Genomic DNA, 20,951 nt, shown 5'->3' on the forward strand with positions numbered 1-20,951 from the left:
CCTTTTACCTCTTTCGTACCAGTACGCCGGACAGCTCGCGCAGCAGGGTGGCCTTGCCGGGCTTGGCCCGGTGGGCCAGGACGTCGAAGCCGACGTCCTTGATCGCGGCCACGGCCGCTCGTCCACCGGCCACGAACCCGGCGATCGCGAGGCGCTCGCGCCCTCGCAGTGTCCCCGCGAGCGGTGCGCCCAGGCGCAGCAGCTGCGTCGCGCGGTGTGTCTCGTAGGCGACCAGTCGCCGAACCGAGGGTGCGGCGGCGGGCGCCGCGAGGTCGGCCTCGGTGACGCCGAACCGATCCAGGTCCTCCTTGGGCAGGTAGATCCGGTCGCGTTCGAGGTCCTCGGCGACGTCCTGGAGGTGCTCGACGATCTGGAGCGCGGTGCAGATCTCGTCGGAGCGCGCGACGCGTTCCTCGCTCGCGCGACCGAACACGTGCAGCACGATCCGGCCGACCGGGTTCGCGGACAGCGCGCAGTAGGCGATCAGATCCTCGTACGTCGCGTAGCGGCGCACCACCTGATCCTGCCGGTTGGCCTCGATCAGACCCAGGAACGGTTCGATCGGCAGGTCGAGTTCGCGCACGCTCGGTTGCAGGCGGCGCAGCACCTCGAGCTTCGGGGTACCGGTGTAGACGCGGCGCAGGTCGCCCTCGAACGCGTCGAGCTGGGCGACCCGGTCGCCCGCGGCCTCGTCGCCGATGTCGTCCACCAGGCGGGCGAAGCCGTAGACGGCCAGCAGGTGGCGCCGGTGGTCGGGGCGCAGGATCCCCATCGCCACGGGAAAGTTCTCGTGGCCGGCCTGGCGCATCACCACGTCCGGGTCGACGACCGCGGCGTCGATGCCCGCCGAGTCCTCGTCGCTCGCGCCGGGCGCGCGCTCAAGACCGCGGGAATCACTCCCCATATCTCTCCCTGGACCCCCGAAAACATCCCCAACATTACAGTTGGCCAGGAATTCGTGCCGTCCCGGTCGGTCTGACGGTTCAGCTTGCCCGATCGAAGTCGGATCGATCAAGCACCGAGAACACGCGTGTCATAGCTCACCCGGACTTTTCCTTCGCGAAACACTTTTGTTATCACCGCGCACCTCTCGGGGACCGCCGACGATCCCCGTACCACTCAGGACGTCCGGCGTCCCCCGGTGGTTTCCGGGCACCTGAGGAGGTTTCGTCGCGCGATCCCCTCCTTGCGGAGTAGTGCGGAGTTCCGCCTTCCGCATGAGGAGTACGGCGATTATCCGTGCGCAATGGACCAAGTGGGGTCGATAAAGCGAGTGGCCGGCGAAATGTTGATCAACTTTCCGGATTTGCGGAATACCCGGAGGATAGCGGCGCGCGCCGACACGCCGCCGTACACCGAATCGATACCCGAATGCGCTGCCCGGGTCGAACCGCGGTCGCCTTACGATCCGCGCGCTACCTGCTCGGGGTCCCGGACGGGCCGGAGTGGGGATGGTGACAGGCGACCTCGACGTCGCCGAGCGACTCCAGCGGCGGTCGCCGTTCGCGACACACCTCGGTCGCGAACGGGCAGCGCGGGTGGTACGCGCAGCCGGCCGGCGGGGCGAGCGCCGAGGGCACCTCGCCGACGATGCCCTCGCCCAACGACGCCGCGTTCGCCCGGCCGATCCGCCCCGGGTCGGGCACCGGCACGCTCGCCAGCAACATCCGCGGGTAGGGGTGCCGCGGATCGCCCAACACGCGCTCGGCCGGGCCGAGTTCGACGATCCGACCCAGGTACATCACCGCCACGCGATCGGCGAGCCGGCGGGCGATGTCGATCTCGTGGGTGATCACCACGATCGCCAGGCCGAGTTCGGTGCGCAGCCGCAGCAGCAGGTTGACCACCGTCGCCTTGACGCTCGCGTCCAGACTCGCGGTCGGCTCGTCCAGGACCAGCACGCGCGGGCGCACGAGCAACGCGCGGGCGAGCACCAAACGGGCCAGTTCGCCGCCGCTGACCTCCCCGGGCAGCCGGTCCAGATGATCCGCCGTCAGGCCGACCCGCTCGACCATCGCCAGGACCAGTTCCTCGCGCTCGGCCCGGTTCGCGCCCAGCCCGTGCACACGCAACGGCTGATGCAGCGCGTGCCGCAGCGAGCGGCGCCGGTTGAACGCGGCCCGCGGGTTCTGCGTGACGAGTTGTACCAGGCGCTGATCCGCCGGGCCGCGCTCGCCGGACAGGGTGCGGCCGGCCAGCGCGACCGTGCCCGAGGTCGCGGTGTCCAAGCCCGCGAGCACACGCGCGACGGTGGTCTTGCCGGAGCCGGACTCGCCGACGACGGCCAGCACCTCGCCGGCCGCGACCTCGAACGAGACGTCCTCGGCGGCGGGCACGACCCGCGGCTCGGCCCGCCGGCCGAACGGTTTGGGCAGGACGTATCGACGGGTCAGCCCGTCCACCGTCAACAGCGCGCTCACCGGCCGGCCTCCTCGTCCACCCAGTGGCAGCACACGTCGCTCGCGCCGTGTCGGGCCGCGGCCGGCATGCGTTCGCGGCACACGTCCAGCACGTGCGGGCAGCGCGGTGCGAATGGGCATCCGGGCAGCAGGTTCGCGCCGTCCGCGCTGCCCTCGACCGCGCGCAGCGGCCGATCCGCCGGCGTCGTCGCGGGCATCGCGGCGATCAGCGCCCGGGTGTACGGGTGCCTGGGCGCGGCGAAGATCTCCCGGACCGGCGCGGTCTCCACCAGGCGCCCGCCGTACATCACACCGACCCGGTCGCAGATCGTGGAGACCACCGCGAGGTCGTGCGAGACGTAGACCAGGGCGAGTCCGAGCTTGTCCCGCAGGGTCAACAACAGCCGCAACACCTGTGCCTGCACGGTGGCGTCCAAGGTGGTGGTCGGCTCGTCGGCGAGCAGCAGCGCGGGCTCGTGCGCGAGCGCGGCGATCGCGATCACCACGCGCTGGAGCTGCCCGCCGGAGAACCCGCCGGGCAGATCGCGCGGGCGCTCCAGGACCGGCCCCAGACCGATCCCGATCAGCGTCTCGCGGACCTCGACGTCGTCCAGCCGATCGCCCAGGTACCAGCGCAGTTGGCGCAGCACCGGCGTGGTCGGCGCGAGCGAGGTCATCGGCTGCTGGGGTACGAACGCCAGCCTGCGCCCCCGGATCCGGCGCAGGTCCCGCTCCCGCATGCCGGCCAGGTCCTCGCCTTGGAACTCGATGCCGCCCGTACGCCGCGCGCCGTCCGGCAGCAGGCCCATCAGTGCGGCGCACACGCTGCTCTTGCCGCTGCCCGACTCGCCGACCAGGCCCAGAATCTCGCCGGGTGCCACGTCGAAGGAGACCCCGCGCACCGCGGGCACCGGCCCGGCCGGGCCCCGGTAGTCGACGTCGAGGTCGCGCACCCGCAGCAGCGGCACCTCGGCCGCGGTCGCACCGTCCATCACACGAACCGCAGGTGTTGCGGGTCCAGCCGGCTGATCCGCAACATCGTCGGGTCCAGCGGGGACAGTTCGGCGCGCTGGGCGAGGGCGAGCTTGGGATAGGCGGGCGGGGTGATCACCGCGTCCTCGGCGAGCAGTTTGTCCACCCGGCCGAGCGCGGCCGCCCGCTCGGCGTCGTCCGAGGTCTGCCAGACGGTGTCGATCAGCTTGTCCACCTCGGGGTTGGCGTAGCCGCAGGAGAGCACGTTGGTGGAGCCGGCGGGCGCGAGGGTGAGGTAGTTCGCCGGGCCGGAGGTGAACCCGGACGAGAACGTGTTCATCAGCATGTCGTAGTCGCGCGAGAGCCACTTGTTCGACCACGGCCCGCCCGCGAGTTGCTCGATGGTGACGTCGAGGCCGATCTGCTTCCAGCCCGCCACCAGCACCTGGGCGATGTCGCGGATCCCCTGGTTGGTGCCGATGGTCACGGTGAACGAACGCTTGGCCGTCTTCGCCCGGGCCAGCAGCGCGCGGGCCCGCTCCAGGTCCGGCGCGGGTGCGAACGGCTTGAAGGTGGGATCCCAGCCGAGTTCGGCGGGCCCGATCGGGCCCTGGCCCACCGTGCCCTCGCCGCCGTACACCCGTTGCAACACCCCCTGGCGGTCCATCGACAGCGCGACCGCTTTGCGGAAATCGGGATCGTTGAACGGCTCCTTCTTCATCATCACGTAGCTGAGCACGTCCAACGGCGCCTCGGTGAGCACCAGCGCGAGCGACTTGTCCTTGCGGATCATGTCGAAGGTGGCGAAGGACGGTGCGGTGATCAGGTCGACCTTGCCCTGGCGCAGGCTCAGCACGCGCGTATTGGCGTCGGCGAAGACCGTGTACTCCATGCCGGCGAACGCGGGCGCGGCGCCGGCGGCGTACTGGCCGCCGTGGTAGCGGTCGAAGCGGGAGAGGGTGAAGCTCTGGCCGGCCACGAACCGGTCCAACCGGTACGGCCCGGTGCCCATCATCGTGTCCTTGCGGGCCACGTAGTCGCGGTGCGTGATCGGCAGGTTGGTCAGGTGCGAGCGCAGCAGGCCGTACGGCTTGCTCAGCACGATCCGCACGGTGTGCTCGTCGACCCGCTCGAACCGGGAGAGGTAGCCGAGCATGTAGGTGATCCACTCGCTGCCGGCCGAGAGGTCGAGCATGTGCGCGAGGGTGGCCACCACGTCGTCGGCGGTGAACGGCGTGCCGTCGTGCCACACCACGCCCTGACGCAGCCGGATCGTCCAGGCCAGCTTGTCGTCGCTGATCTGCGGTTCGCCATCCGCGAGCAGCGGCACCGAGGCGAGCTTGGCGTCGTAGCCGTACAGGCTCTCCATGATCGGCTCGGCGATCCACCGGGTGATCTCCGAGCCGGAGTCCAGCGGGTTCAGGCTGCCGGGCGCGGAGGCGACGCCGATCCGCAGGATGCCGTCCTTGTGGCGATCGGCCACCCGCTTGGCCCCGGAGGAGCTCGAACACGCGGTGAGCACGCCCGTGCCGCCGGTCGCCGCGAGCGCCGCGAGGCCGAGAAAGCCTCGACGGTTCAGGCCGACTGTGCGCACCGGGGTCACGGGATCTCCTTGGGAGTGGGAGTCTGCTCGAGGGTCGGGGACTGCTTTGCGGCCTGGGTCGGCTTTGTGGCCCGGGTCTGCCTGGGGATCCGGCGTGTGGTCGGGCCGGCCGCCGCGGGACGTGGTCGGGCGCCGGCGGATGTGTCGCCGAGCAGGTTGAAGCCCAGGATCCCGAGCACCAGGACGGTGCCGGGCAGCGTCGCGTACCACCAGTCGCCGCCGATGATCTGCCCGCCGGCGTCGGCGATCAGGTTGCCCAGCGTGGCCTGCGGCGGGGCCACGCCCAGGCCCAGGAAGCTCAGGCCGCCCTCCGCGAAGACCGCGATGGCCATCGCCAGGCAGGCCTGGCCGAGCACCGGCGGCCAGACGTTGACCAGCACCTCGCGGAAGAGGATCTCCCGGGTGGGCACGCCCAGTCCGCGCAGGTTGGTGACGTAGTCCTCGCGCATCTCCACCACCGTCGCGCCGCGCGCGACCCGGGCGAAGTAGGGCACGAAGCCCAGCCCGATGGCGAGCGCCACCCGGGGTCCGTTGCCCACGGTGATCGGCCCGAAGTGCATGTCCGCGGTGCCCATCAGACCGATCAGGAACATCACGAAGACGAACTGCGGCAGGGCCTGGAGGGTTTCCACCGAGCGCATCAGCAGGCCGTCCAGGCGCCCGCCGTGCCGATATCCGGCGAGCACGCCCAGCGGCATGCCGACCGCGACCGCGAAGCCGATCGAGGTCAGGCAGATCCACAGCGAGGTCCAGGCGCCCTCGGCGGTCCGGGCCAGCAGGTCGCGGCCGAGGTGGTCGGTGCCGAAGGGGTGCGCGAACGAGGGCGCCTCGGGGCCCGCGGTCACCAGCGCGGTGGGGTCGCCGTGCAGCCGGCCGACGGTGGCCACCAGGAGGTAGAGCAGGACGCAGGCCAGGCCGATCCAACCGGCCACGCCCCATCGCGGCAGGCGCGGTCGGGCCCTCACGCGGCCCGTCCGAGCTTGTCCCGGGTGACGCCCGCCGCGGTGCGCGGATCCAGCAGCGGGTAGAGCAGGTCGACCACCAGGTTCAACAGCAGGAAGATGGCCGAGGTCGCCACGCAAGCGCCGAGCGCGAGCGGGTAGTCCTGCCGCTGGAACGCGGTGACCATCAGTTGGCCGATCCCGGGGATCTGGAAGACGTTCTCGATCAGTACGGTGCCCGACAACAACCCGCCGAGCAGTACGCCGGCCACGGTCAGCGTCGGCAGCAGCGCGCCGCGCAGCGCCACCCGACGCAGCGTGAGCAGCCGCGAACCGCCCATCGCGCGGGCGAACAGCACATGGTCCGAGGCCATCGCGTCGGCCAGCCCGCCACGCAACGAGCGGGTGAGCATCGCGAAGGTGGCCAGGCCGAGCACGATCGCGGGCAAGACGAGCACCTTGAGGTTGGTCGCGGGATCCTCGCCGAAGCTGACGAAGCCGCCCGCGTTGGGCAGCAGATCGGGATGGCTGTCGCCGACCACCACGAGCGCGATCACGGCCAGCCAGTAGCCCGGCAACGACATCGCCACCACGCTCAGCACCCGCGTCCCGTGATCGACCACCCCACCGCGGCGCAGCACCGACCACACACCCAGCAGCACCGCCGGGATCACCGCGAACACGCAGGCGAGCAAGCCGAGTTCGAGCGAGATCGGCAGCGCGCGGCCGAGTTGCCCGGCGACCGAGGTGCCGTCGTAGAGCGAGGTGCCGAAGTCACCGCGCAGCGCGTCGCCGACATAGTCGAGGTACTGGGTCACCAACGGCCGGTCCAGACCCATCCGGTGCTCGACCGCGGCACGGGCCACCGGATCGGCCGCGACCTGCGGCGCGAGCTGGTTGACCGGGCTCACCGGGGACGCGTGCAGCAGCAGGAACAGGCCGGTCACGACGGCGAACATCACCACGACGACGCCCAGGACCCGCCGCACCAGGTAGTTCGTCATCACTCTCCCTGCCGATCCGATGCGCCATCCATTGTCGGACGGCGCATCGGACGGTGGGCCCCCGGGTCGTGCGGTGCCGGCGGAACGTGGCGTTCCGCCGGCATTCAGGCTGTCTCGGTCGTTCGGACGGTCTCGGTCGTGCAGGCGGTGTGGGTCGTGCAGGCGGTGCCGGTCGTTCAGGCGGTCTTGCGGAACCGCTCCAGGTCCCGACCCAGCTCACGCAGCACGGCGCTGTTGATGTCGTACGCGAACAGCACCTCCTGGATCACCAGTTCCTGCTCCTCGGCGTCCCACGGCGCGTTGTTCATCGCCGCGCGGTAGGCGTCCTTCCACACGGTCAGGTCGCCGAGTTGGTCGAACACGTAGAAGTCGCTGCCCTGGGTGCCGGGCAGGTCGTAGTGCTTGCGCATCTGCTTGGCGATGAACTGGCCGCCGGACATGTCACCGAGGTAGCGGGTGTAGTGGTGCGCGACGAAGCCGCCGGCCCAGTCGTAGCACTTCTCCCGCATCCGGTCGGCGTAGCGCACGGTGGCATCGTTCGCGGGCCACTCCTGCTTCCAGTTCTCGCCGGCCAGGAAGAGCATGTCGGCCTCGAGAATGGCCCGGCGATCCAGTCGCGCGTCGGCGAACGGGGCGCCGATCGGGTCGTTGCGCATGGTGTCCGCGGCGTCGTCGAGCACGACGTAGGCCCAGTAGTGCTGGGCCACCATCGCGGTGTACGCGTCCCGGGTCAGCTCGCCCTTCATCAGCGCCTCCAGGAAGCCCGAACCCTCGGCCTCCTGGTGGAAGGCCCACGAGCGCTTGCGCAGCGACTCGGCGAAGGTCGGGGTGGCACCGGCGGTTTCGGCGGTCTCGGTCGTGGTCATGAGGTTTCCCCTAGGTGCGACAAGATCTACCGAACGCGCACGAGTGAGTGCGTACGGTGCGAACTATGACGGATCAGGCGGCTTCGCCCGTGCGGATTCGGCGTTCCGCCCATGGCGAAGCGCTCGCGGGGATTCGGGTCGCCGCCCGTTTCCGCCGGTCCTCGCAGTCTGTGTGGCGCCATGCGGTGCCGTCAATAAGTTACCGACAACTTGTCGGCACGTTGTCGGCGGGGGTGTCGATGGGGACGCGGCGGGTCTCGGTCGACCCGGGGCGGCGATCGCGCGCGGCGGGCCGGCTCCTCGATCGGGCCGCCGCGGCACCGTCGTCACGCGGTTTCGCGTCGTTCGAGTACGGCGTTGTCGCGCGGTTTGCGCACCGTTGTCGTTCGGCGCCGTCATGCGGTTCTCACACCGTTCCCGGACGGCCTCGCGGGCAACCCCCGGAAGTCCGGGTGATCCGGCCCGGTCTTAGGATAGCCTCACCTCCAATCATTCCGTACGCAGTCGTACGGTCGGCCCAGAGGACACAACGTGAGCCCAGCCCGCACCGGACGCCTCGGCGGCACCGTCGCCGCGATCGCGACCCTCCTTCTCGCATGGGCGCTCGTCGGCCTCGCGAGCCCCGCGCACGCGAGCGGCACCCCGGCGGCGGGCAAGGCCACGCTGACCGCGGAGAAGACCACCGGGCTGAACCCGGCGGGCGACGTGGTCAAGCTGGTCGGCAAGGGCTTCACGCCGGGCGTACGGCTGTTCATCCTGCCGTGCGACCCCGCCCAGGGCGCGGGCCGCGCGTGCGACATGGGCTCGTTCGGCGGCCCCACCGAGGCGGACGCGACCGGCTCGTTCAGCACCGACGTCAAGGTCGCCGCCAAGTTCGGCACGGTCGACTGCCTCAAGACCCGGTGCGCCATCGCGACGTCCAACTCGGCCAACGGCAAGGACCGTACGCAGGAGGTCTACCTCCCGATCGGCTTCGCGGGCGAGGCTCCGGGCCTGCCCGCGAGCCCCGGGCCGGCCACCGCCGCTCCCCAGGCCGGCGCTCCCGGCGCGGGTGGTGCGCCGCAGTCCTCGGCCGCCGCCCCCGCCGCCTCGCCTGCCGCCTCGCCCGGTGCCGACACCGTGAAGACCTCGGCGCGGGACGAGGACGACGACAGCAGCAACACCGGCCTGATCATCGGGGTGGTCGCCGCGGTCGTGGTGGTCCTGGTGGCCGTCGGCGTGGTGGTCAAGCGCCGGCGCCAGGGCGCCTGACCCGGCCTCCCCCGACCCACCGAGCTCGTTCCCAGCTTCCGGAGTCCACATATGCGCAAGTCCCGTACCGCCGCGGCCGTCGCCGCCGGCGCGATCGCCGGCCTCGGCCTCACCACCTTCGCCGCCGCCCCCGCGTCGGCCGCCGACGCCCCCACCATCACCCTGTCCAAGTCGACCGGGCTGGCCGCCGGCGGCGAGGAGATCACCGTCACCGGCAAGGGCTACAAGCCGGGCAAGGGCGTGTACATCGCGCAGACCGTGGCCAAGCCGGCCGGCGGCGTGCCGACCCAGTACGGCAACGCGGGCTACGTCCCGCAGGTCGGCGCGGACGGTACCTTCTCGGTCAAGATCAAGCCCGCGCAGAGCTTCGAGGGCAAGGACAAGAAGAAGGTGGACTGCGCCGCCACCGCGTGCTTCGTGGCCACCTTCAACGACCACACCGACCTGGCCAACCGCGACCAGGACGTGTGGGTCCCGGTGACCTTCGGCGCCGCCGCGCCCGCGGCGCCTGCCACGACGACGCCGCAGACCGGCGCCACCACCGAGGCCGGCGAGCCGAAGTTGCCCAAGACCGGTTCGTCGAGCACGCAGCTCGCCTATGTCGGCGCGGGCATGCTGGTGGTCGGCGTGGGTGCGGTCGCCGCGTCTCGTCGACGCCGCGACTCCGCACGCGCCTGATCCCACCCCTACCGCTGGAGGCGACCCGCATGAGCGAGGCGAGCGTCAACCCGTTCGGAGCGGACGCGATCACCGCCGTCTGCAAGCACATGAACGACGACCACCCCGACGACTGTCTGCTGATCTCGCGCGGCCTGGGCGGGCAGCCGGAGGCCACCTCGGCCACGATGACCGGTCTGGACGGCGACGCGGCGTACTACTCGGCGATCGTTGCCGGCGAACCGGTCGCGGTGCGGGTGCCGTGGAGTCGTTCGATCACCGAGCGCCGGGACGTGCGGGTCGAGGTCGTCACGCAGTACAACGACGCGTGCAAGGCACTCGGTGTGCCGGCGCGCGGCGAGGGCGAGCACTGAGCGCGGTCGACCGGTAGGGAACCGGCGGGCCGACCGGCCCGACCACCTGTCAGACCCGACCACCTGTAACAAGCGTCACGCCGACGGCCCGGGAGGAAGCTCTCCCGGGCCGTCGGCGTTGGTCCGGTCGGGAAAAACCTGTCGTATGCACCTGTACGAAAAGATATAGTGAGCTTCGCTCAGTATCAGGCTTCGCCTCCACACTCGGCTCTCGCCTCCCCCTCCCGCCCTCCACGCATCCTCCCCGAACGAAGGCCCCTGCCGTATGCCGCCCATATCCGCGTCTCGCCTCAGCCAGAAGGTCGTGGTCGGCGCCGTCTTCGTCGCCGCGATGTTCGTCAACATCCTCGACATCACCATCATCAACGTCGCGCTGCCGGCGATCGGCAAGGACCTCGGCGCCTCCCAGGCGAGCCTGGCCACGGTCGCGGTCGGCTACCTGGTCAGCCTCGCGGTGTTCATCCCCGCGTCCGGCTGGCTCGGCGACCGCTTCGGCACCAAGCGCATCTTCCTGATCGCGCTCGCCCTGTTCACCGGCGCGTCCGCGCTGTGCGGGCTGGCCCAGAGCATCGACCAACTGGTGCTGTTCCGCATCCTCCAGGGCGCGGGCGGCGGCATGCTGACGCCGGTCGGCATGGCGATGATGTTCCGGGTCTTCCCGCCCGAGGAGCGCGTGCGCGCGTCCCGCATCCTGATGGTCCCCACCGCCCTGGCACCCGCGCTCGGCCCGGTGCTCGGCGGCCTGCTCGTGGACAAGGCGTCCTGGCACTGGGTCTTCTACATCAACCTGCCGGTGGGCGTGGCCGCGTTCGTGTTCGGCCTGATCTTCCTGGAGGAGTACAAGAACCCCAAGGCCGGTCGCTTCGACCTGCCCGGCTTCGTGCTCTCCGGGGCCGGCTTCGCGCTGCTGATGTACGCGCTGAGCGAGGGCGCGACCAAGGGCTGGGGCTCGCCGATCATCCTGTCCACCGGGATCTCCGGGCTGATCCTGTGTATCGCGATGGTCTTCGTCGAACTGCGGGTCAAGGAGCCGATGCTGCACCTGCGGCTGCTCCGCGATCGGCTGTTCGTGAGCACCAACGTGGTGTCGATGGTCAACTCCGCGGCGTTCCTGGGCGTGCTGTACGTCTTCCCGCTGATGCAGCAGCAGGCGTTCGGCAAGAGCGCCCTGGAGACCGGCCTGCTCACCTTCCCCGAGGCGTTCGGTGTGGTGATCGCCACCCAGTGGGTCTCGCGCCTGTACCCGGTGGTCGGTCCGCGCCGACTGATGGCGGGCGGCCTGCTCGGCATCGGCGCGTGCGCGGCGCTGCTCGCTCTGGTCGACGGCGACACCTCGGCCGTACTGATCGTGGTGTTGATGTTCTGCACGGGTGCCTCGATGGCGCACGTGATGATCCCGATGCAGGCGGCGGCGTTCGCGCGTACCGCGCCGGCCGACAACGGCCGCGCCTCGACCCTCTTCAACGTGCAGCGCCAACTCGGCTCGGCCCTCGGCGTCGCGCTACTGGCGAGCGTGCTCGCCGGAATCGGCACGATGACCATCCACTCCGGCGGCGCCCCGAGCCCGAACCTGCACGCCTACCACGTGGCCTTCCTGGTCGCGGCCGGCCTCGCGGTCCTCGGCGCGATCGCCGCCCTGACCATCCGCGACTCGGACGCCGCCTCCACGCTCCGCAAGAAGACCGAGGTCGTCCCCGCCCCGAAGCCGGAGACGGAGAGCGCAACGGTCTGATCCGAGGTTCCGGCCGTCGGCTGCCTACACTCGGGCCATGGACAGGACCGACCGTGCGAGTCGGGTGATCGCAGCATCACCGGCGACCGTCTACGACGCCCTCCTGGACCGGGAGTCCCTCGAGACCTGGTTGCCGCCGGAGGGCATGCGCGGGCGGATCGAGCGGTGGGATCCGCGGCCCGGTGGCGGGTTCCGGATGGTCCTCACCTACCTCGACCCCACCGACAGCCCCGGCAAGACCTCGGACGCGACGGATGTCGTCGACGTCGAGTTCGGTGAACTGGTGCGGGCGGAGCGCGTGGTGCAGCGGGCCGTGTTCGAGGCCGACGACCCGTCGTACGCGGGGACCATGACGATGACCTGGCACCTCGTTGCCGATGATGGCGGTGGCAGTGGCGGTGGTGGCAGTGGCAGTGGCAGTAACCGTGGCGGGGACGCGACCAGGGTGACCGTCACCGCCACGGATGTGCCGCCCGGCATCGACCAGGCGGCACACGAGGTCGGAATCGCCTCCTCGCTCGCCAACTTGGCGGGGTACGTGGAAGAGACCGGCTGACGCACGTCGACGCCGAACCGGGCTGACGACGTCGGCCCGGGAGCGAGCGGCCGTCCGGGCGTTCGGTCCCGCCCGCCGGATGTGGCAGGACGTGTCGGCGTCGATGGCGGTGTCGGTGTCGGCGTCGATCCGACGTCAGGCCCGGAAGCGCCACGAGACGTGCGCGGAGCGCCTTCGCATCGTTTCGCGGCGTTCCGGTTCGTCGACCGTGCGGGTGGTCGGGACGAGGTGGTCGCGGACCTCGTGGCGGGGGACCACCAGAGCCCGGACGGTGGGTTGTTCGCGGGGGTCGAGCCAGCGGTGCGTCGCGAAAACCTCCGTTCGCCCCTCGGTGTCCAGCCAGTTCGGTACGCCGGGGTCCACCGCGCCGATCACGACCCGGATCAGCCCGTCGGGATCGCGCTCGGCCTGCACGTGATTGAGCGAGGTCTGGCGGTTGGCGAAATCGAGCGACTCGAACCAACCGGGGCTGTAGAGCTGGAGATCCCACTGCCCGGAGACGCGGGGGTCGGTCTCCACGATCAGCACCTGATCATCCGTCAGCCGCACCCGCGCGAAGCCGTACACGACCTCCTTGACCCCGCCGGCCACCGTGGCCGGCGTACTGAACGTGTTCACCGCCTGCCGGTCGCCGGTGGTGCGCACCCAGTCGTTCCAGACTTCGATCGAGTTCTCCACCGACGTCGCGGCGCCGTCGAGCATGCCCGCGACCCGCTCCGGGGTCACCCGTGCGGCCGGTCGCCCCTGGGTGTCCAGGCGTTCGAGGGCGAGCATGGCGGGCTGTTCCGGCTTCCAGTCGAAGTAGTAGTCGCGTACGTGCAGAACCCGGGCGTCCGGTGTGAGGGGGACCCAGTTCCCGGGCTGCTCGGTGGCGCTGAGGATGATCTCGACGGTGTCGCCGGGCCCGACGCCCAGCGCGGTCGAGGAGGTCTCGGCGACGATGTCGGTCCGCCCGGAGTGCATGTCCCCCGGTTTGACCTGGAGTACGAACTTCTCGCACGCGTTCATCGTCACGGTGAGCCGGTACACGCCGTCCCCCGCGATCGGCGCGCGGCGCGCGTTCTGGTCCACGTTCGGCCCGCCCCAGCGGTAGGCGAGGTCGTTGTGGGTGAAGAAGGCCGGGTTCTGCGGGTCGGTCGCGGCGAGTTGGTAGGTCAGCCAGCAGGCGACCTGATTGGCCAGGTGCCGGATGCCCTCGGCTCGGTCGGCGTCGGTCGCGCCGGGGAAGTCGGCCTCCAGGATGCGGTCGCCGAGGGCGGCCATGCGCTCGCAATAGGCTCGCCACGCGGTGCCGTTGACCACGTCGTGCGCGGGTGGGTCGTTGCGACGCGGGTCGTGGTGGTGCCGGTCGTGGTGGTGGCGGTCGTTCGCGACTTGCCGTTGCGGTGCTTGCTGGTGCGGGACTTGCTGGTGCGGGTCGTTCGCGCGGAGTTCGTTCGACTGCACGTCAGATCTCTTCCGTCGGGACCAGGAACCGCTTCTGATAGTCCGTCAGCCGAGATCGTACGTCCTCCCGGGCCAATCCGAGGTCGTCGAACGAGTAGTTGTGCCTCCCGTGCCTACCCTGGGGCCGTTCGGTCAGGTACGCGCGCATCGCCGTCTCGGCCACGGTGGTGAGATCCAGACCGAATGTGGCGTACAACTCGCCCACCACCGCGATCGGGTCGCGCATGAAGTCGGCGTAGGCCGAGTCGTGCCAGTCGGATTCGGCGACCCGACCCGCGTCACGAAACGCGGTGAGCCGGTCGTACGCGGTGCACCACAGGGCGCTCTGGGTGCGGGCGACGTCCCGAATGTCGGACGGATTGCCGTACGCGTGGTGGATCGTGGCGATCAGGCTGCTCAACGAGGCCAGCACGGTGAGCGGATCGCGATGGGTCACCGCGAGCCGCGCATCGGGGTACACGTCGACCAGCGCGTCCAGGGTCAGCAGGTGCGCGGGTGACTTGAGCACCCAGCGGGTCTCCCCCGGCGTTCGGCGCTGGAGGATCTGCAACACGAGCCGGTGATAGGCGTACGCGGGTCGCATGTCGCACTCGGCCAACCACGCGGCGTAGGACGGGATCGCGAACTGCCCGGTGAAGTCCTCGGATCGGAACGCGAGCGCATGCGCGCTGATGCATTCCTTGGGCAGCGTGCCGCTCTTCTCGTGGATCGCGTCCATGGCCGGCACCGCACTCGTGATGAACCGGATCTCGCGCTCGGCGAGCCCGATCCGCGGGTCGGCGTCCCGGGTCGCGGGCTCCGGCGGCGGAACCGGGCGCAGGAACTCCCAGGTGGCCGGCACCCGGTTCGCCGGATCCCGGGCAAGCAGCGCATGCAGGATCGAAGTCCCGGTCCGGGGACCGCCGGTGACGAAGATCGGGCGCTGGATCGGCTCGTCGCGGACGCCGGGATCGTCCCGGACGTAGCGGGCCACCTGAAGCCGCACGTCCAGGAGCCGGGCCACCCACGTGTGCGCCCACCAGCGGCCCACCCGGTCCAGGTTCGCCTCGTGCTCCAGCGCGTGGAGCAGTCGGTCCAACCCCTCGCGGAAGCCGGGGTCGTCGTCCTCGCCCGGGTCGGTCAGTCCGGTCCTGGCCTGGGCCTCGCCGATCAGCGCGGCGGCGGCGAACGGCCGGTCCAGATCGTCGGTGAGCGGTGGGATGTCGCCGGCGGCAAGGGTCTCGGTCCAGGCGGCGCGGTGCGGCGGTGTCCAGGCCATGGCGGTACGGCCTCCCTCACGTCGTTCGAGTTCGCGGGCGGACGCCGAGTGGGCGCGACCCCGCCGCAGATTAGCTCTTTGTGAAGGTAAATCTGAAGAGGTGTCAGATACTGATCGGCGATGCGGTTGTGGGGGGTGGGGTGGCTCGGGGTGCGGCTCGGGTTGCCGACTTGAGTTCGGGCTCGGGTTGCCCGCTTGAGTCCGGCTCGGGTTGCATGAGTTCCGGCTCCGGGTACGGCTCGGCTCCGGGTACGGCTCGGGTTCGGATTCGGGCTCGGGGCTGAGTGGTCCGGGTGGCGGACCGGATCCGGGAGGGTGAGGGGTGCCCCGTACCGTACGAACCCTCGGTATCAGCGCGGAATCAACGCGAATCAACGCGGATGGAGAGTCGTGAGCGAGCGCAACGTGGTCTGGCACGAGGGCGGAGTGACGCGCGAGCAGCGTCCGGCGCTCGGGGCGACGATCTGGTTCACCGGGCTGTCGGGCTCGGGCAAGTCGACGGTCGCGGTGATCGCCGAGCGGCTCCTGGTCGAGCGTGGGATCACCGCGTACCGCCTGGACGGCGACAACGTCCGGCTCGGACTGAACGGCGACCTGGGCTTCGGGGCCGAGGACCGGACCGAGAACATCCGCCGGGTCGGCGAGGTGGCCCGCCTGTTCGCCGATGCGGGTGTGATCGCGATCGTCCCGGTGATCAGCCCGTACCGCGCCGACCGCGACCGGGTCCGCGCCCTGCACGCCCGGGACGGACTGCCGTTCCTGGAGGTGTTCGTGGACACCCCGATCGAGGAATGCGAACGTCGCGACCCGAAGGGCCTGTACGCCAAGGCCCGCCGCGGGGAGATCGGCGACTTCACCGGGATCTCGGCCCCGTACGAGGCGCCGGAGGCACCGGAACTGCGCCTCACCCCGGCGGACGGCGACCCGGAGCAGCAGGCGGCGCGGCTGATCGCGTTGTTGGACACGCTGAAGCTCGGAGTGTAGGCGGGGCTGGGCGGGGACCGGATCGAATCGGGTCGGCGAGGCGAGGGCAGGGTCGGCCGGGTCGGTCGGGTCGGTCGGGTCGGTCGGGTCGGTCGGTGACGTGCCGTCAGGGCCCGGGTATCCCCCTCGGATACCCGGGCCCTGAGGGTGTGTCAGGCCGCAGGCCACCCCTGTCGGACGCCGACCGACGCGACCGGGTCGACCCGTTCGGTGGCGGCCGATCGCTAGTGCAGCAGGCCGCCCGTGGCGGGCTTGCGACCGTGCTTCATCACCAGGGCGATCACGAGCGCCAGCACGCCGCACACGATCAGGACCCAGAACCCGGTGGTGAAGGCGTCCGTGGTGTACGTGCAGCCCCGCTCGTTGCACGCGTCGTTGGTGGCCAGGCCCTGGCCGCTCGGTGCCGGACCGGTGATCTTCAACCGGTTGTCGGTGAAGATCGGGGACAGCAGCGCGACCCCGACCGACGCGCCGAACGACTGGGCGACGACCAGCATGCTGGATGAGATGCCCTGCTGCTCCTGCGGTACCGCCTCGATGATCAGGTTCGGCGCCGCGGCGTAGTACATCCCGAAGCCGATGCCGTAGACCACGCCGCAGAGCAGCATCAACTGCCACGAGTCGTGCAGGAACAGGTACATGAAGCCGGCGACGGTCAGCGTCCCGACGCCGACGATCATCGGCATCCGCAGCCCTCGGCGCTGGCCCCACAGCCCGGCCAGTGGGCCGGCGATCATGCTGGACATCGACTGCCAGATCAGCACGTGCAGGGCGAGCCCGAGCAGGGTGAAGCCGAGCGCGTAGTCGAGCGAGTCGTTGAACGAGACAGCCGCCTTGACCTGGTCGGCGATTCCGGCCCACATCGCCTCGGGCGCGCCCATCGCCTTCGCGCCTTGGACGGCGCCGTCGGCGTACTGGTCGAGCGTGCTCTGCTTGACGTTGTCCGGGGTCAGGCCCATGTAGCTGGTGAGGTAGTTCTGGATGCCGATGATCATGTTCGCCAGGAACGCGATCCCGAGCACGAGCGCCACACGCGGGGCGGTGAGCAGCTTCAGGTCGATGATCGGGTTCTCCACCCGCTTCTCCCACAGTGCCCACAGCGCGATCACGAGCACGCCCAGGAGCGCGTATCCGAACGCGGAGGGCTTGCTCCAGCCCCAGGATTGCCCCTGGCTGATGTAGAGCAGGATCAGCGCGAGCCCGACGCCGAGGATGACACCGCCGACGTAGTCCACCTTCTGTGGGACGCGCAGCTTGGACTCCGGCACCACGACCAGCAGCAGCGGGATCAGCACGAGCATGTAGACGACCAGGAACCAGAACAGCGAGCGCCACGAGTAGTGCTCGGTGAGCAGCCCGCCGACCACCGGCGCGAGCGCGGCCGAGAGACCGAGGCCGGTGGCCGAGATGCCGATCGCGACCGGGATGAACTTGCGCGGCATCAGGTCGCGGATGAGCCCGTACACGACGGCGGTCATCCCGAACGCGACCGCCTGGAGCGCACGGCCGACCAGGAACAGCGGCCACGAACTGGTGAGCGCGCAGACCAGCGAGCCGACCAGGAACGAGACGCTGGTCGCGAGCAGCAGTCGCTTCTTGCCGTAGACGTCGGAGAGCTTCCCGATCAGCGGGCTCACCGCGCCGCCGACCAGGCCCAGGATCACCACCATCCACGAGATGCTCTCGCCGACGGACCGGAACGACGGGGCGATCTCGGGCACGGCAGAGGAGATCATCGCGTACTGGAGCGGCACGACCTCGGAGAACATGACCACGACGGCCAGAACTGCGAAGACCCGGCCCTTGGACACCCCTTCGAGTCGACCGGTGTCGACCGAGGACGGGTCCGATTCGGGCTCCGGCGGCTTCGCGGGTACTTCAACGGTCGCAGACATACCGGTACTTTCCGTTCTGTGCAGAGGCGCGCGCCGGACACGTGTCACCACTGCGACACGTCCGGTTTTGTACGGAATCTTTGGGGGCAAAACGCCGCTCGGCCTCGATGGGGCGGGCGCGTCTCGTGGACGGTGCCAACCGGATCGGTGTACTCCAGCCGAACTGATTGACAGTGTTTAGCACGGCGCACGGGCACGGGGAAGAGTGATCACCAGGAGTGCGTACGTTTTGAGGTCATTTGTGATAGAAATTCCCTGACGGCCCGTCAGCTAACTGTCGCGGTCGAGGGGTTGGCCCAAGTCGGGAATCGGGGCGCGAGTCGGGGTCGTCGCAAGGGTTGGAAAAATCCGGCGAGGCGAGGCGGGGCGAGGTCGCAGCCGGGCAGAAAAGCGACCGTCGGTGGCGGGAGAGGGCGAGACTCCGAGCGGGCCCGCCGAGGAGCCTCCCGCGCGAGTGACCCATGCTCTCCACAGAGAGCACTGCTCTCGGCCTACGTTGCGCGATGGCCGGGCCGGGGGCTGCCGGCTTTGCGCTCATAGGTTGGCGGCAGCGGCCGGTGTCGATCAGCCCTGTTCCAGGTCACCGGTGGTCTGGGGCCCGAGTTCTCGCCGGCAAGACGCGAGCTCGCTCGCGGGAAAGGCACCCGCAACGACGGCGGGGGTGGGTGGTCGGTGAGGTTCGTCGAGGGCCTTGCCGAGTGGGTCGGCCGGTCGAACCATGCGCCGAGCCTCGGTGGGAGCAGGCATGGGCGGCCTTGTACGCACCGATCGACGTACGCCGATGCCGGTCGGCCCGGCCCCAGGTCACCGGCGCCAAAAGCCATGGGCCCTCCGGCGAGATGCGGGCCTTGCTCGTCGGGAGGCGCCCGCGACTACGGAGGGGGAGAGCGGTCCGGTGAGGTTCGCCGGGGCGCCTTCCCGGGTGGGTTGGGGCGTTTTGGGTGCGGCGAGTGGAGGTGACGAGGTGTCACGAAGCCGGATGGCGTTGCAGGTTGCGGCTTCACCCGGGTTGAAACCGCAGGTCCGGGTGAGCGCGGAGCGAGACGCGGACGTCGGGATCCGGGTTTTGATCCCTGCGGCGGTACTTGCTCGGGTGTAGCGGTGAGTTGTGCCGACGGTGCGCGAAGCCGGCACTCGGCAAGTTCTTGTTTGCGCCGTCCCACCGAAACCGCAGGTCGCGCAGGCTCGCAATGTCCGCAACCGTCACCGTGATCCGGGTCGAGATCGCCGCCGGCCCGGGCTCGGGTGATCTGGTCGCTGTCACGGATGGGTTGTGCCGAGTTGTTCGTAGTCTCGGGTAACGGGCTGTCGGCGTGCTGTCTGTGGCACTGGACGCGGGAGCCGGCCTCGGGCGTGGCCGAGGCGCGGGCTTGGCCGCGTATGCGTGTGGTGCCGGTCGTCCCGCAGGTGCCGGATGTGGGACCAGCGGGACGGTTTGGTGGCGGTCAGTTCTGGTCGGCGTCCTGGAGGATTCGGTCGATCAGGGCTGCGGCCTGCTCCGGGTGCTGTTCCAGCCACCTGGCGAGGTGTTCCCGGACGGCCTGTGCAACGCAGGCGCGTACTTCGGCGTTGCCCAGTACGCCGCGCGTGGAGCCCTCGAACTCGGGATGGTCCAGCTTCACCGACACGACCGCAGTCAGTCCCTCGCCGATCCGGTCGGCGCCGAGATCGGGATCCGTCGCCGTCAGGAGTCGCCGTGCCCGCGCGTACGCGTTGACCGCAGCGGCCAGTCCATCACGCAAGCCATTCGCGTGGGTTCCGCCGCAGGAGGTGGGCCGGCTGTTGGCGAAGCTCCGGATCCGCTCCTCGCCGGAGCCGCACCACCGGAACGCCACCTCCATCGTCCCGGCCATCCGTGGGTCTTCCTGTTCGAAGCCGATGATGTCCGGGTAAGCGGGTGCCGCCTCCTGTGCGTCGAGGAAGGCGACGAACTCCCGTGTGCCGTCCGAGGACCGGAATCGAACCGACCGGGACTCGGCCGGGCGGCGCAGATCTGTCAGCGAGATCTCCAAGTCCCGGTTCAGGAAGGCCAGTTCCCTGAAGCGGTCCGCCAGGGTGTCGAACGAGCATTCCGCCGTCCCGAAGATTTCGGGGTCCGGTCGGAAGGCGATGGTGGTGCCGCTTCCGGTCGACGGCTCCGCGTCGGTGAGCGCCGTGATCGGGACGCCGCGCGCGTACTCCCATCCCCAATGGACCCCTTCGCGCCACACCTCAGCCGTCATTCGACTCGACAGGACGTTGGCGACGAAGAGCCCGATACCGCCGTAGAGGGGCATCACGTCGTAGCGGCCACTGGGCCCCGGCCCGCAGTGCATGCGTGTCAGCAGGGCTTCGAGATTGGGACCGCCGGTGTCCTCGCCGTCCTCGATGGACAGAGCCGGCCCGTCATCAGCGACGCGCACGCCGCCGTCGGGTGTGAGCGTGATGTCGACGCAGCCGGCACGGTCGGTCAGGACCTCGTTCACCGCCCGGTCGACGACATCGAACACCACGTGGTGCAGACCATGTTCACCGGTCGAGCCGACGTACATACCGGGTCGCTTCCGAACGGCTTCCCGCGGCTCCAGCACCTGGATGTCGGCTGCGTCGTACCTGATCGCTTCCCCACTCACGATGTCCCCTCCGAGGGTGTGCGGCAGAAGTCATCAGCCTAGGTAAGCTCCGGGAAACCAGCAGCTCAGAGCCGGTTTACCGAAGGTGTGGACGGCTGCGTGAACGCCTGTCCGAAGCCGTCGACCCTGGGTTCGAGACCCGCCTCCAAATTGCGACCGGGGGCCCACCGAGCCCGCGCACGACGCCATTCCCAGCGACCTCGAGGCCACCAATCTCGATGCATTTCGCCGGAGCGTCGTGGGCTCCCGAACCGCTGGTCACCCGGGACCGGCCGACCAACACCGGCCAACGCCGCCCGGTGAGTACAAAGCCACCCGCAGCCGTTCTCGGCTTGGCGCGACGCATACCGCGGGCACCGCACTCCGCAACCACCCGACCCACCCGGGAAGGCACCGGCCAA

17 protein-coding genes are annotated in these 20,951 nt (G+C 70.2%); 6 read left to right on the forward strand and 11 right to left on the reverse strand.

Annotated features, from left to right (window positions below; genetic code table 11):
* Positions 1-4: 4 nt before the first annotated feature.
* The 7 genes from hpnC to ACIBSV_RS05630 form a co-directional block, all read right to left on the reverse strand.
* Positions 5-904 carry a squalene synthase HpnC gene (hpnC, locus tag ACIBSV_RS05600; RefSeq protein ID WP_395859675.1) on the reverse strand — a complete coding sequence of 300 codons (900 nt, stop codon included), beginning with the start codon at positions 902-904 and terminating at the stop codon, positions 5-7.
* Between the two features lie 511 nt (positions 905-1,415).
* On the reverse strand, positions 1,416-2,420 hold the full coding sequence (locus ACIBSV_RS05605; protein WP_395859676.1) for an oligopeptide/dipeptide ABC transporter ATP-binding protein: 1,005 nt from the start codon (positions 2,418-2,420) through the stop codon (positions 1,416-1,418).
* Positions 2,417-3,391, reverse strand: coding sequence for an ABC transporter ATP-binding protein (locus ACIBSV_RS05610; RefSeq protein WP_395859677.1), 975 nt, complete (start codon positions 3,389-3,391; stop codon positions 2,417-2,419). Before ACIBSV_RS05610 ends, ACIBSV_RS05605 begins: the two co-directional genes overlap by 4 nt.
* Complete coding sequence (locus ACIBSV_RS05615) at positions 3,391-4,974, reverse strand: ABC transporter substrate-binding protein (RefSeq protein ID WP_395859678.1); 1,584 nt, start codon at positions 4,972-4,974, stop codon at positions 3,391-3,393. The genes ACIBSV_RS05610 and ACIBSV_RS05615 overlap by 1 nt, the downstream gene beginning before the upstream one ends.
* On the reverse strand, positions 4,971-5,939 hold the full coding sequence (locus tag ACIBSV_RS05620) for an ABC transporter permease (RefSeq protein ID WP_395859679.1): 969 nt from the start codon (positions 5,937-5,939) through the stop codon (positions 4,971-4,973). Before ACIBSV_RS05620 ends, ACIBSV_RS05615 begins: the two co-directional genes overlap by 4 nt.
* Positions 5,936-6,919, reverse strand: coding sequence for an ABC transporter permease (locus ACIBSV_RS05625; RefSeq protein ID WP_395859680.1), 984 nt, complete (start codon positions 6,917-6,919; stop codon positions 5,936-5,938). Before ACIBSV_RS05625 ends, ACIBSV_RS05620 begins: the two co-directional genes overlap by 4 nt.
* A 176-nt stretch (positions 6,920-7,095) precedes the next feature.
* A complete protein-coding gene (locus tag ACIBSV_RS05630) occupies positions 7,096-7,785 on the reverse strand; it encodes a heme oxygenase (biliverdin-producing) (protein WP_395859681.1) in 690 nt (229 codons plus the stop codon).
* A 531-nt stretch (positions 7,786-8,316) separates the two neighbouring features.
* Between ACIBSV_RS05630 and ACIBSV_RS05635 the strand changes: the two genes are divergently transcribed.
* From ACIBSV_RS05635 to ACIBSV_RS05655, 5 genes are all read left to right on the forward strand, one after another.
* The gene (locus tag ACIBSV_RS05635) at positions 8,317-9,036 is read left to right on the forward strand and encodes a neocarzinostatin apoprotein domain-containing protein (RefSeq protein WP_395859682.1); all 720 of its coding nucleotides are present in this window, start codon (positions 8,317-8,319) and stop codon (positions 9,034-9,036) included.
* Positions 9,037-9,087: 51 nt separating this feature from the next.
* On the forward strand, positions 9,088-9,714 hold the full coding sequence (locus tag ACIBSV_RS05640; RefSeq protein ID WP_395859683.1) for a neocarzinostatin apoprotein domain-containing protein: 627 nt from the start codon (positions 9,088-9,090) through the stop codon (positions 9,712-9,714).
* Positions 9,715-9,743: 29 nt separating this feature from the next.
* Complete coding sequence (locus tag ACIBSV_RS05645; RefSeq protein WP_395859684.1) at positions 9,744-10,067, forward strand: DUF2470 domain-containing protein; 324 nt, start codon at positions 9,744-9,746, stop codon at positions 10,065-10,067.
* 265 nt (positions 10,068-10,332) lie between these two features.
* On the forward strand, positions 10,333-11,799 hold the full coding sequence (locus ACIBSV_RS05650; protein ID WP_395859685.1) for an MDR family MFS transporter: 1,467 nt from the start codon (positions 10,333-10,335) through the stop codon (positions 11,797-11,799).
* A 37-nt stretch (positions 11,800-11,836) separates the two neighbouring features.
* Entirely contained in the window at positions 11,837-12,355 is a 519-nt protein-coding gene (locus ACIBSV_RS05655) for an SRPBCC family protein (RefSeq protein WP_395859686.1), read from the forward strand.
* 135 nt (positions 12,356-12,490) lie between these two features.
* Here ACIBSV_RS05655 and ACIBSV_RS05660 read toward each other — a convergent pair whose 3' ends face one another.
* The gene (locus tag ACIBSV_RS05660; protein WP_395859687.1) at positions 12,491-13,801 is read right to left on the reverse strand and encodes a DUF1214 domain-containing protein; all 1,311 of its coding nucleotides are present in this window, start codon (positions 13,799-13,801) and stop codon (positions 12,491-12,493) included.
* 1 nt (position 13,802) lies between these two features.
* A complete protein-coding gene (locus tag ACIBSV_RS05665; protein ID WP_395859688.1) occupies positions 13,803-15,059 on the reverse strand; it encodes a sulfotransferase family protein in 1,257 nt (418 codons plus the stop codon).
* Between the two features lie 390 nt (positions 15,060-15,449).
* Here ACIBSV_RS05665 and cysC point away from each other — a divergent pair, with 390 nt between their 5' ends.
* Entirely contained in the window at positions 15,450-16,043 is a 594-nt protein-coding gene (gene cysC, locus ACIBSV_RS05670) for an adenylyl-sulfate kinase (RefSeq protein ID WP_395859689.1), read from the forward strand.
* Positions 16,044-16,267: 224 nt separating this feature from the next.
* Here cysC and ACIBSV_RS05675 read toward each other — a convergent pair whose 3' ends face one another.
* Both ACIBSV_RS05675 and ACIBSV_RS05680 read right to left on the reverse strand, forming a co-directional pair.
* The gene (locus ACIBSV_RS05675; RefSeq protein ID WP_395859690.1) at positions 16,268-17,938 is read right to left on the reverse strand and encodes an MFS transporter; all 1,671 of its coding nucleotides are present in this window, start codon (positions 17,936-17,938) and stop codon (positions 16,268-16,270) included.
* A 1,445-nt stretch (positions 17,939-19,383) separates the two neighbouring features.
* A complete protein-coding gene (locus ACIBSV_RS05680) occupies positions 19,384-20,550 on the reverse strand; it encodes an ATP-binding protein (protein WP_395859691.1) in 1,167 nt (388 codons plus the stop codon).
* Positions 20,551-20,951: the final 401 nt, after the last annotated feature.

It is taken from the genome of Embleya sp. NPDC050154, assembly GCF_044460165.1.
Classification (GTDB): Bacteria; Actinomycetota; Actinomycetes; order Streptomycetales; family Streptomycetaceae; genus Embleya.